This is a genomic window from Lysobacter enzymogenes (genome assembly GCF_023617245.1).
GTDB classification, from domain to species: Bacteria; Pseudomonadota; Gammaproteobacteria; order Xanthomonadales; family Xanthomonadaceae; genus Lysobacter; species Lysobacter yananisis.
In genome coordinates, this window is the sequence record NZ_CP067396.1 from 5,484,329 (window position 1) to 5,496,733 (window position 12,405).

General features: G+C 61.7%; 10 protein-coding genes. 6 read left to right on the plus strand and 4 right to left on the minus strand.

Annotated elements, in window-relative coordinates:
- The first annotated feature begins 2 nt into the window (after positions 1-2).
- From chrA to JHW41_RS22770, 4 genes are all read left to right on the plus strand, one after another.
- Positions 3-1,205, plus strand: a complete 1,203-nt coding sequence (chrA, locus tag JHW41_RS22755) for a chromate efflux transporter (protein WP_250451193.1) — start codon at positions 3-5, stop codon at positions 1,203-1,205.
- A 265-nt stretch (positions 1,206-1,470) separates the two neighbouring features.
- Entirely contained in the window at positions 1,471-1,827 is a 357-nt protein-coding gene (locus JHW41_RS22760) for a hypothetical protein (protein WP_057948719.1), read from the plus strand.
- Between the two features lie 9 nt (positions 1,828-1,836).
- Positions 1,837-2,082: a hypothetical protein gene (locus tag JHW41_RS22765; RefSeq protein WP_250447639.1), complete on the plus strand. Its 246-nt coding sequence runs from the start codon at positions 1,837-1,839 to the stop codon at positions 2,080-2,082.
- Between the two features lie 471 nt (positions 2,083-2,553).
- The gene (locus JHW41_RS22770) at positions 2,554-3,096 is read left to right on the plus strand and encodes a hypothetical protein (RefSeq protein WP_139381727.1); all 543 of its coding nucleotides are present in this window, start codon (positions 2,554-2,556) and stop codon (positions 3,094-3,096) included.
- Between the two features lie 1,133 nt (positions 3,097-4,229).
- On the opposite strand, the gene JHW41_RS22775 is transcribed toward JHW41_RS22770, so the two are convergent.
- Together JHW41_RS22775 and JHW41_RS22780 are read right to left on the minus strand one after the other, a co-directional pair.
- A complete protein-coding gene (locus JHW41_RS22775) occupies positions 4,230-4,607 on the minus strand; it encodes an EF-hand domain-containing protein (RefSeq protein ID WP_057948721.1) in 378 nt (125 codons plus the stop codon).
- A 31-nt stretch (positions 4,608-4,638) separates the two neighbouring features.
- Complete coding sequence (locus JHW41_RS22780) at positions 4,639-5,073, minus strand: hypothetical protein (RefSeq protein WP_057948722.1); 435 nt, start codon at positions 5,071-5,073, stop codon at positions 4,639-4,641.
- A gap of 711 nt (positions 5,074-5,784) precedes the next feature.
- On the opposite strand from JHW41_RS22780, the gene JHW41_RS22785 reads away from it, so the two are divergent.
- The gene (locus JHW41_RS22785) at positions 5,785-6,603 is read left to right on the plus strand and encodes a hypothetical protein (protein ID WP_138885264.1); all 819 of its coding nucleotides are present in this window, start codon (positions 5,785-5,787) and stop codon (positions 6,601-6,603) included.
- Between the two features lie 125 nt (positions 6,604-6,728).
- On the opposite strand, the gene JHW41_RS22790 is transcribed toward JHW41_RS22785, so the two are convergent.
- Positions 6,729-7,508 carry a GNAT family N-acetyltransferase gene (locus JHW41_RS22790; protein WP_158229739.1) on the minus strand — a complete coding sequence of 260 codons (780 nt, stop codon included), beginning with the start codon at positions 7,506-7,508 and terminating at the stop codon, positions 6,729-6,731.
- Between the two features lie 1,418 nt (positions 7,509-8,926).
- Here JHW41_RS22790 and JHW41_RS22795 point away from each other — a divergent pair.
- Complete coding sequence (locus tag JHW41_RS22795) at positions 8,927-10,153, plus strand: DUF4189 domain-containing protein (protein WP_158229740.1); 1,227 nt, start codon at positions 8,927-8,929, stop codon at positions 10,151-10,153.
- A 1,315-nt stretch (positions 10,154-11,468) separates the two neighbouring features.
- Here the strand turns inward: JHW41_RS22795 and JHW41_RS22800 are convergent.
- A complete protein-coding gene (locus JHW41_RS22800; RefSeq protein WP_057948726.1) occupies positions 11,469-11,930 on the minus strand; it encodes a fasciclin domain-containing protein in 462 nt (153 codons plus the stop codon).
- Positions 11,931-12,405 lie beyond the last annotated feature (475 nt).

The following is a 12,405-nucleotide window of genomic DNA, read 5'->3' on the forward strand; positions in this document are numbered from 1 at the left end:
TGGTGGAAGATTCCCACAAGCACGACAGCGCATGGCGCGTATTCCAGGTGTTCCTGCGGCTGGGGCTGACCTCGTTCGGCGGGCCTATCGCGCACCTGGGCTACTTTCGCACGGAATTCGTTGAGCGTCGGCGCTGGTTGGATGAGGCTCAATTTGCGCAACTGCTCGCGGTATGCCAGTTCCTGCCGGGTCCGGCAAGCAGCCAGATGGGCTTCGCGATCGGCTTGTTCCGTGCCGGCTGGGCCGGCGCGCTGGCGGCCTTTCTCGCCTTCACCCTCCCGTCCGCACTGCTGATGTTCGGCTTCGCCACGCTGACGCCGCATTTCGACCAGGGCATGGGTCGGGCGGCGGTCCACGGCCTGAAGCTGGTCGCCGTGGTCGTGGTCGCGCACGGCCTGATCGGCATGGTGCGGCACCTGACGCCCGACGTGCCGAGAGCGCTGCTGGCGGCCGGTGCAGTGGCGCTGATCGTGCTGACGGGCAGCGCTTGGGCACAACTGGCCGCGATTGCGCTAGGAGGGGTGCTGGGGCCGTGGCTGTGCCGGCACGTGATCGCCCCGACAACGGCGGTGTTTCCCGTGCGCTATGGCTACGGCGCGGCAGGCGTGGCCCTGGCGACGTTCACGGCCGGGTTGATGGGGGCCTTGCTGCTTCCTGCCGACCACGGCCCAACGGCTCCCGGCGTGGCGGCGGCGTTTTATCGAGCAGGCGCCTTGGTGTTCGGAGGCGGCCACGTCGTATTGCCGTTGCTGCAACAATCGCTGGTCGACACCCACTGGGTCGCCTCCGAGCGATTTCTGACCGGCTACGGTGCCGCGCAGGCGGTGCCGGGGCCCATGTTCTCGCTGTCGGCCTTTCTTGGTGCGCAAATCCCGGTGGGACTTCCGACGCCGGTGGCAGCCGCCATGGCGCTGCTGTCTCTGTTTCTTCCGGGGTTTCTGCTGCTTCTGGCCGTGCTGCCCCTGTGGGCCCGCCTGGCGCGGCGCCCCTGGGCCGCACGCGCCATGGCCGGCGTAAATGCGGTGGTCGTGGGCCTGCTGGCGGCCGCACTCTACGATCCGCTCTGGACACAGGGCGTGCGAGGCCCCGTAGATGTCGCCATCGCAGCGATCGGGCTGGCGTTAATGGCCACGGCTCGATGCTCGGGGTTGTGGATTGTGGTGGGGTGTGTCGTCGCAACGACGATGGCGAGCCGGCTCGGCTAGCCGGCTGCGCCGCACACTCGCCTGCGGTCCCGCGGCCTGAACCCGCGCTGCGCCGCGCGACGTTCGTACTCGCCCACCACGCGGCGTGGGTGCGTGGATCGGCGATCGCGCGGTGCCGGCCCCGGGGTTGCGCGGCGCGGGCGCCGCCGGCGCCTGTGCGCGGAGTCTCGCGTTATGTCCGCCGACGCGCCCGCCCCGGCCCTTGCCGGCGGCCAGAGCCGGGCGTAGCGTCTCCCGAATCCCATCGTGTCGGGCGCCCGCGGCGATGAAAGCGCTGTCCCAGGCCACGCTAATCGAACTCGCCCACGCCGGCGCTGTGCGCGGTTATATCCTGCACGGCCGCACCGACGGCTACGTCCTGTCGGTGCAGTACGGCCTGCACGAGGCCGTCTTGACCGCCAAACGCGGCGGCGCCCGCCGCTTCGCCCGCATCGACACCGCCCTCGCCCTGCTGCGGACCCTGCGTGCGGCCGCGGTCGAGGTGCGCCTGGCCGACGCCGCGCCGCCCGCGCGCCCCTACCGCCGCGGGCGCCCCGCCGGCCTGGCCGCGCTGGACCGCCTGCACGCCGAGGCCGCTCCGCCCCCACCGCGCGCCAGGTCGCTCCGCGGCCCTCAGCCCTGAGCCGCCGTGATGTCCCTGTCGATCCGCCGCGCCAAGGCCCGCGCCGCCGCCCTGCTCGATGCCCTCGAAGTGGGTGAAACCTGGGACGTTTCCGACGCCGAGCGTGCCTTCAATTTCGACCGCCACTGGGCTGTGCTGGTGGCCCGGGCGCCGCGCGGGTTGCGCGGTCATCTGCTGGACCTGGGACGGCAGGCAAGGGACACCTCACCGACGTTCGGGCGACTCCTTCGTTCGATGGGGCTGCCCAATCGATGAACACCGCACTAACCATCGTCAGACGGCGCGAAGCTGCGACTCCGCGCGACGCGCCATCCCAGACGAATTAGACGTCGAAATGGAGTCACCGTTTTACGGCCCGCGGAATAGTTATGGAACCCCGGACGATTCAGTGCAAGGAAATACGATTGTCGGATAGGGAAATAGTACCCACTGCACTGTGAGCCTGACCTCGAAACAGGGCCATCGCCTGAAGATGTTGCGCGCGTGGAAGATTTTTACAGGCACCTGAAAAGCTTGACATGCCGGGCAAGTTATCACGCGTGCGCGACTACTATTCTCTTTTCTCGGAAGTATATGGATAGCGCCATAGATCTGAAGGCGCGTGTTTACCACCTTTTGATGTGATCGGAAGCCCTTCTTTGAATAAACGCGCGCTATATCATCACTATGCGCACAAAGATTGGCCAAGATGGCGCGCAACCTCAACCCCAAGGCCTGGAGATCAAAATGGATGATCGCTCCGTTTCGAATGACTCGATATTGGATTTTGCCCGGTTCGTTTCTACTGGCGCGATTGAAAAATATCGCGAGGAATACTCTGATTTCCCGAGAGGCGCAGAGGTCGAGGATGTTTTTGCAAAAGCACTCGTAGATCAATATCGCCGCGAAAAAGGCACGCTTTCAATTCCGGCCCAGATTCAGGCCGAAGTTTCTGATGCGACGCCTAATTCATCGACCGGTAAATCCGTGTTTCCTTTAGACTTCGACATAGACTTACCGTTAAAAACATCGCTGCATGTGAAGGTGACCAATCCTAGTGATGGTGAGTACGTCCTGACAGCTACCTTTACAGCTTTAAGCTATGAACCCGACAAGGTCGTAATTCGGTTCAAGGACGGGGTGCTATCGAGAACAGAGGATATTAAGGTAGGCCCTGTAAAGGTGCACACGAAGTTCACCCTCGACTTCTCCGATGGATTTCATGTTGTCATCGAAGGGCACGTAGAAACCTTTATTAATTTAGATTTCGGCCCGATCCGGTTGCCCTGAGATTAATGTCTAGGGAAATCCTCCGGCTACGCCGGAGGATTCTGGTATCAGTTTTGCGCCGAGCACGTTCACCGTCGATAACGCCGCTTACACCGCCTACCTTGCCGCGCATCGCGCGCGTGTGCGCGCTCGAAGTGCGCTTGGCCAAGGCCGCCCCTCCGCCGGCCGCGCCGCACGCCCGGCCGCCGCGCGATTCCTACCTGAGCCGCCCACATGCCCCTGCCGATCTGCCGCGCCAAGGCGCGCGCCGCCGCCCTACTCGACGCCCTCGAGTTCGGCGAGACCTGGGACGGAGTCGACGCCAAGCGCGTCTTCAACTTCGAGGGTCATTGGGCCGCGTTGGTTGTCCGTGCGCCGCGTCGGCTGCGCGCCCATCTGCAGCAGCTGGAACGGCAGCGCGGCATACCCCACCAACGTTCTCGCGGCTCCATCGCTCGCAGGGACTTCCCCGGGCTCGCTGAGCACGGCCCCTTAGTCATCAGGACGTGGGGGGACGGCGCCCCATGCGGCTGTAGGGCTCAACCTCGATCCGGTCTCGCTGATGTAGGGCGTTGACGCAGAGCCGTTCGTACTAACCGACTGACGAGCGTCTAACAAACCTGGGCGATTAAGCCTTGCCTGAAGATCAGGCGGCCAAGAAATCGTGGCATCCCCACGACGCTCTGGATCCCAGGTGCCAATTGAACGCCACGCACAACATGAAGCACTTATATCTTGAAGGCGCGCTTAGCTTGGCCTTGAGTGCTGCGCGCAGGCGAATCCTGCGCGCAGACACGAGTGCCGTTCCGCTATTGGTGTGAACATCAACCGTGGGCCTACGAAACCCTAGCGCCCCCAGTCGACCGATCATTTGACACCATCATAAAACGGCCGATTACAAAGGCCAACTGGTCGCAGCGATCAAGAACCCTCTAGTGCTTGGGGGGTTAGAAGCTGCCCCATAGCTGGCAGTCCAGTCGTCTCTTTCTTCCTGCGCCTTCTTGGTCCATTAGACTCCGCGATGATGACCGCCCATCCTCCGTATCGTGGTCCTAAGTCAACGGCGGGATCGGAGCAAGAGATGAGGTGGTCACTTACTTGATCTAATCGGACTCCCTTGTTAGAGCTATGCGCCGGGGACCGAGGCGAGTTGCTCAGTTCTTCGCGGCATCGGCTGTTTGCGCAGCGACCATTGCTTGCTGCATTTCTTTCAGCGACAGAAATCCATCACCATCGGTGTCCAGACCCGCGAAGTACTTTGCAATCTCAGGCACCACCTTCGCCTCATCCTCGTTTATTTTTCCGTCTTTATCCTTGTCCATTTCTTTGAACGCAGCGTCGATAGAATCTGCCTGCTTGCTGAAGCGCGCCTGCTGGTACTTCGCGTACTCGGGCTTGTCGATAAGGCCATCACCGTTACTGTCCATCGCAACGAAGGTGAAATCGATATAGGCCTTTTTAGGGTCGGAACTGACGGCGAGAGCCAGCAGCGGCGCGGCGCACAGGGCAACCAGAATAATCTTCTTGTTCATGGGATGAGTTTCCCTAAATGAGCTGGCTAGGTCAGCGGCAGTTGTAGGTATAGCCGTCCGAACCGCGATAGGTGTCGTTGCGGCGGTCGTAATTCCCGTAGCGGCTTGCGCAGTAGTCGGCACGCTCGCGGTTTTCGCGTTCCCGTTTGGCTGAGGCGGCGATCACGCCTGCCACCACGGCGATGCCTACCGCGCCCGCCGCGACTTTCTTGGCATCATCCCGCTCGCGGCGCTCCCGCTCGCGACGTTCCCACTCATCCTGCTTCGCCGCTTCGGCGATCACGCCCGCGGTTACGGCAACACCTACTACAGCCGCCGCAGCGCGCCTGGCGTCCTCATCCTCATCGCGTTGACGTTCCCAGTACCCGTCCTGTCCTTGAGCACATACGCCGCCCGCGTACGCCATCAGCATCAGCAATAGCGCCGATGCACACAGCAGGGCCATGCGCCCTGTCTTCAGAATCATTGTTCCGCTCCTACGCGTCCAGTGGTTGGTGGCTGAAGTACACCATGCGGACATTGCGCGAACCTGTAGTTATCAGTGCGTTTTTGTATGGCATTCAGCAAACTAATGCCTCCACTGTGTCCAATCGTGGGGCACGGCATGCGGGCAGGGAGCCGAAGCTAACGCCGATTAATCCGCTACAGACAAAGGCAACCACCCTCTCGCACGGCGTGCTATCACGTCAGCACTTCCATCACGCCGAAGCGGCCGAATAGACCAGCATGCTTTGCGGCTGCGGTGATCATGAACAATAGTTCTGAGAGGTGGGCGGCACAAAACTCAGCGTGCATCTTATGTTCACGGGGATACCGCAGAACCGGGATTTATCACTATCAACGCTTGACCAGCCTCAACTGGATCGAACACGACGCCCTGCTTAACAATGCTTGCCTCTACGCAATGTATGGGTGGTCGCGACCCCATACCATTACACGGTGGCGGTTAAACCGGTAAGTACGCCACTCCAAAAAACACGCCGGACGCCAGTTGTCATGCTTAGGACGGCTTGGGCGTCGCGGTAAGTCGTCGGAGCCGGCCATGCCAAAAAAGAATCCGAAGCCCCTGCCTGATCGGTCACTGCGCCGCCGCATCGCACGGCGTGCGAGCTTGAGCCTAGAAACACCGATGTTCGTATCGTCAGTGCGCCGTGGCCGGCCGCACCCACGAGGAAGGATGAATCAGGCTATGCATCCGGCCAAGTCGTTCGAACGATCCGCTCTAGATCTTGCAAGCACCAGCGTGTCGCACCGATCAGGTTCCCCGGCTACCTATCCCACACTTCACATCCATTCTTCCCCCACAGTCGCTGGCCAAGGCGTCTTCGATCTCGCGCGGGATCGAACTTGCCGCACCACCGACTATCAAGGCGATCGCATGAAGCACATCTGCGGCTTACTTCTGGCTCTTTGCGGCGCCATCCCTTCGCCGGCCGCCTCGACGCCCCTCCTGCCCATCAATCAACTTAACGTAGCGGAGATTGAGAATATTGAGCGTTTCCTACCGGCTACCGACACGGCACGCGATAGCAATCCCTTGATCGACAACAAGCCGCTCGCTCCAGCGACCAGCATCGGAATCTTTTCGTTCGCCGAATCGCTTCAATCCAATCACGGCACAGAGGCAGCAAATGAGTTTGTGTCGCCGACTTGGGGCCAAGCCGCATTGATCGCTCTATGGACCGTCATGTCTTGCCTGCTTCTCTGGCTCAGCCAACAAGTACTGGCAGACCTGGGCGGATTGATCGTGAATCGGCTCATCAGCCAGAACGGACGAATTTCCTTGCTCTTGTTCGCCTCCTGGCTAATTTCTGCCGCCGCCGCGCTGTCCGCCGTGGCCGGCTGCCTTCTGCTTATCCTTGTAGAATTCACCACGCCATCGATGTCGTTGTTTAACCTCTCCGGAACCTTGCCCGCTGTAGTCATCATCGGAGTCTATGTACGGGCAGCGCTGCTGGCGATTCTGCATCCGATGAGCCGCGTCTATCGCCTGTAGCCGGCCAACGCAAACCTTGTCGGCACCGCCTCTGCGCGTTTTGGCCGGTCTGCAATACATTTTTGACGCGAGACCACCGTCGCCGACTTGATCGAGCCGATGTCGCAGCCGGCTCATCGGCCTGATCAGCGGAAATAGCGGCCATGGCGGATTTGAGTCATGGGACTCCTGGAATCAATAGCCAAGACATGGGGCCTAGCGACGATCGCGAACTTCTCGCTCAGATATGAAGGCAGCCCCTTTTGTGTTGATGCCACGGTGAATCTTTGAACGCCGCGTAGCGTAAGGCTCTGCATCGCGGCGTTGAGCAACGCGCGACCGATACCCTGACGCTGCCACGCCGGATGCGTTGCCATCGCATATAGACCGGCCCGATCGCCGTCGCGAACGAACACCGCGCAGGACAGCAATTTGCCGAAGCGCTCGAATACCCACGGCTCGACCCCCTCCTCCGCCGCGAGCGTTGGAGGAAATGCCGAATCACACGATGCCGAATTCAGCACGAACGAAGCAGCCATTAGTGGCGCTAGCGCGGGCCACTCTTCATATGAAGCGATGCGCACCTCAGTTGCCAATGGATGTTTAACGGGCGTAGCGCGGCGCTCCATAAGAGGCAGCCTTCCGGTCGAAAAGATCTTAATCTTAGCTAGGTAGCCCAGCACATCCACCGCGTCTTCTTCAACGACAACCAGGACCCTGATCGACGGGGCGAGAACGATATCCATGATTTGCGATAGCTCGTCGGGCGTGGCGCCCGAGCGAAGCACGACGAAGTTGAGCCCCAAATCGGGCTCGCCACACAGAGCGATCGCGCCATGAGCGAAGCGACGACAGTCGGAACGATGAGCGCGCCTCAACAACTGAGTGATGTCGTTCCCGAGTTCGATCAAATGTCCGGCACTCATGGTCGCACTTCTTCGTCGCGACGGGGCGCGGAGGATACGCCGCACTGTATGAAACGAAGCTTGTATGAACATTGCGGCGGAAAAGGGCTCTCGCCGTAGATAGAAGATGGTACTCGCGCATCTCACCCCGCTAGCCTACGCAAGCATCAACGCGACTACGCCGAAGGAGCTGTGTTTCCACGACGTTCTCATCGCTGCAGCAAGTACTCCTTGAGAGCGTCGTAGTCGCCCGATTGCCGAACAAAAGGGACGAAACGAAGGGGCCGAGTCGCACGATGCAGGCTACCGCCCTGCCAGCACGGGGTGGATTTTGGCGGGGTCGAGCCACAGGAATCGGCAATGCCCGTGGCCGACGAGGTCGGCGGCGACAACAGCCGCCACGTTAGCCACCCCGCATTCGCCGAGCCGGCGACCGGCGGCCAGAGTCGGAAGTAGCGTCTCCCAAACCGCCGAGTGTCGGGACCCGCGACGATGAAAGCGCTGTCCCAGGCCATCCTGATCGAACTGCCGGCGCCGTGCGCGGCTACATCTTGCCTAGCCGCTTCGACGGCTACATTCTGTGGGTGCAGTGAGCCCTGCGCGATGCCGTGCTGACCGCCGAGCGCAGCAGCGTTCGTCGTCGCTTCGCCCGAATCGACACCGCCCTCGCCTTGCTGCGGACCCTGCGCGCGGCCGCGGGTGAGGTGCGCCTGGCCGACGCCGCGCCCCTACCGCCGCGACCGCCCCGCCGGCCTGGCCGCGCTGGACCGCCTGCACGCGGAGGCTGCCCCGCCGCCACCGGCCGCGACGCGCGCCCGGTCGCCCCGCGGCCCCCAGCCCCCAGCCCTGAGCTCGCCGCGATGCCGCTCTCGGTCCGCCGCGCCAAAGCGCGCGCCGCCGCTCTACTTACGTCGTCGAGGTCGGAGACCTGGGACGCCCACGACGCCGAGCGCGCGTTCAAATTCGAGCGCCACTGGGCCGCGCTGGTGGCCCGGGCGCCGCCAGGGTTGCATGCTCAGCTGCTGCAGGTGGAACGGGACGCGCGGGACACCTCGCCAACGTTCGCGCGTCTCCATCTCTTGATGGAATTACCCCGGATTCGCTGAGCAATGCCTCCGAGCTATCGCCAAATGCGGCGAAGCCGCGGTCTAGGTGGCGGCGCAGCGATGGGCGATCTATCCGCCGCTACTATGAGCCGAGCAGGTCACGCAGTTGAAGCCTAAGCACAGAGGGCTGCGCGGATAGCAGACGTTCTGTATATTCGCCATATTTCCTACCTCCAGCTAAGAAGGTAAGAGCGCCTACCCAGAGTGGCACGGGCGTTTTATCGCATCACTTATGCCGTAGTTCATGGCGAGATGCATGCGATTTTCTTGACGATGCAATCAGGAAAATCGCTCGTGACCATAAATGGAACTATCCCACCCAAAGGCCTTCCCATGAACTCGATGAGAAAAATCCTTCTGCCGGCCTTGCTCTTTCTAGGCTGGAGCGTCCAGGCGAGCGCGCAATGCTCGGTGTCCGGCGGCCAACAACAGCAGCAGTGCATGCAGAATTTCGTGCAGAACGTGGTCGTCCCCTATCAGCAAGCAATGCAAGCCACGGCGCAGAATCAGCCGTTACCGCCTCCGGACAGTCCGATGGAATTGATGCAGGCCAAGGCCGGCGCCCAAGCGCGCAAGGGTTGGGGCGCTGTCGCAGCGTCGCCGGGACTGGCGCAGGTTGGCCTCGCCGGCGATCTTGGGAATCAACGCAAAGCCGAAAGCGCGGCCCTGAAGCAGTGCGCCGATCAGGGTGGGCAAGGCTGCACGCTGATGGCGAGCGCGAACAACGCCTGCATCGCGCTGGCATTCAATGCCGACACGCAGTTCGCCAGCGCGGTGGGCCAAGACGAGATCGCCGCCAGTCGCGGCGCGCTGAGCGGTTGCAATGCCAAAAGCCCTGACAAGATCTGCAATCTGCGCGGCGAGCCGCTGTGCTCGGGCGTCGCGGGCGGCTTGCTTCAAACCGGCGGCATGAGCACGCAGCAGCGTACGCATTTGTTCGAAATTGCTGGCGATGATCGACAGTACTTCGGCGCGCTGGCCGGCAACGGTAAGATCGTGTATTCGGCGGCGAATGCACTGTCGCAGGCCGATGCAGAGAAATCCGCAAAAGAGCGCTGCACCGGGCCGGCGTGCAAACTGATCGCCGCGCACAGCAACAGCTGTCTGGTGGCGGCGTGGCCGAAGAAAGGCGGCGCGCCGTTCGTGGCTGAAAGCCCCTATCCGGAAGCAGCGCGGGTGGACGCGCTGACCCAGTGTGCCGCGGCGAACGGCGCCGGTTGCTTGGTGTCGTCGCCAAATTGCTCCGGGCGTGCATATTTCGACTACGACTATGCGCGCATCCACGCCGGCGCAAAGGCCGATAGTTCGCGCAGTCGTCAAGCCGGCGCGGCGCTGCTCGAAGCTTGGGTTGGCCGTACCGAGGCCGAGTTCCGCGCCCATTGGGGCTCCCCGTCAGCCACCACCGACATTATGCAGGGCGAATCGCGACTGACCTACGAGAAGGGTTATCGCAGCAAGAGCGGCGTGGAGCATTCCTGCAAGGTGGCCGTCTTTACCCGTGCGTATAAGGTTTTTTCTTACCTCACCGAAGGCGACGTTTGCGCGGACGTCGTGCGTTAACGGTCGCAGTCTAAGCGCCACAGTGCGACTCCAATCATTGCGCCCTACACACGGCCCTTCAGCGATGGGCATGTCCGCATCCTGAGGCCGCAATGTTGCGGCCACGTCCGTCGACGCGCGCTTGGCCTACACCGGGCCGTCCCGCGGCCCTACCGCCGCGGTCGTCCCACCGGCCTGGCCGAGCTGGACCGGTCCCCAAGGCCACAACGCCCCCGCCGGCCGCGCTCGATGCCCAGTCACCGCGCATCCCACACGCCTGAGCCGTCCGCATGCCCCCTCTCGATCCGCCGCGCCAAGGCGCGCACCGGCGCCCTGCTCGACGTCCTCGAGGTCGGTGAGACCTTGGACGCCCACGACGCCGAGCGCGCGTCCAACTTCGAGCGCCATTGGGCCGTGCTAGTCGCGCGCGTACCGCGCGGGCTGCGCTCCCATCTGCTGGACCTGATACGGCATGCAAGGAGACCTCACCGACGTTCGCGCGGATTAATCATTCGGTGGGACTGCTCTATAACCGCTGAACCCAGCGCCGCCACTGCTGGACTTAGTGCGGCGGACGCCCTGTGATTGCGGATCTCGATCTACATCGGGTCTTTCTGATGCATGCTGCTTACATAAAGCGGCATGCACAAAAAAAGGGGGCGGCGGCGGCCCACAGCAGTTTGTGCGATTCGGTGCTCTACCAGCCGTACACGATCAGTGCAACGAGGAGTATGCACCCCGTAATGGCTGTGGCCCAGTAGGAGAAGATCATCGACCTCCGATTGTCGTTGCAATAGCCCGACCCGGCGCCATTCAAGCTAAGCCGGAAGCTTCGGTCTCGTAAATACAACATGGCCACCCTCGCCGCCCTGTATCCAGATCCATTCCCTAAGCTTTCGTTGAAGTGTTTCAGCTGGGCCGGGTGATTGTCCTGCATCATCCGCCAGAATCGAAATTGAATCACTGATTCAGCGGAAAGAGCCAGGACAAAGCCTACCAATGAAATTACTGTAATAGCATTCATTTGGCACTATTCTCCGCCTCAAACTCGCGTTAACAGCGCTATCGCCACGGAGTGGCCGACGCAGGCAAATCGGGCTGACAAGATTCTACAGAAGGCCAACCCTCGTTCTCCGCTACTTGCTCGGCGGCCTCCGCTTGAGCGACTCGCGCTTCGGCGTCGGTGCGCGCGCCTCCTTCTAGCGGCTGGATGAAGTGCGTCTTCATGAGCGTTGCCACCGAAGATGCAACCAATATGGACTGTTTCGGCCCACCGGCTTTTTTGTAAACCAGGCTCGCGTGGCGGCGACAATGATGTCGTCGCCACTCCGCGCACCTAGATCGATGCGTTGGACTTGGAGTCCGGGATATTGACCTTGTCGATACCATGGAGGATGCCGTTAGTCGAATCCATATCCTGCATGGTGATGTTGGCGCCGTCGATCGTCACCTTCCCGCCATCTCGACTGATGGGGGCCTCCTGGCCATGGGCTGTCCGCGCCGTCGACCACTTGCCCAGTTCCGACGAAGTACGGCGTCCCCTGATTACGTGGTAGTTGATGATGTCCGCCAGTTCCGCTTGGTTATCCGGCTGATACAACTCGTCCAGCCTACCGACCGGCAGCTTGTCGAATGCCGCATCGGTGGGAGCGAGGACGGTGTGGGGGCCAACTCCACTCAACACTTCCTTCAATCCTGCCTTGTCGACGGCCTGCAGGAAGATGTTGAAGGTACCGTTGGTAGCGGCTGTATCCGCAAGATTGAGCGCCGGGCGGCTGGAGTCTTGATTCGCGTTCATGAGAATTTCCTAAGCTGGACCTGCTGGTGCAAATCCGAGATGGCCGTAGCCAATAGCCCCTGATTGCCAGAGGCGCGAGCTCAATGCGGAGACTGGGTGAAAGCGCGACGCGGCTTGAGTAGCCATTGCGGCATTGCACCGCAGCTCTATGACTATCCTCTTATTGGAGTTAGGTGAGCGTGACGACCGCATTGCAAGCCGAGCCCGCCCAAACGGTGGCTGTCAGCGCCGCCGCAAGACGGCTCGCCGCTGAACTGCTGAAAGCGTGCAGATCCCCCAGAGCTCAAGCACATCTGGAACAAAGCCGAGAAGCATGGTCAGAGCGAAGTCTAAATGTGGTGACTCACGAAGTTCGCAGTCGCAAGATTGGTATGCACCGCGCAGCCAAACCGGCGGCAAGAACTATGGCCCCATCAACTTTTCCACCAAAATCGTTGCCCCAGCATTCCTGCTCGTAAAGCGGAAACACATGCAT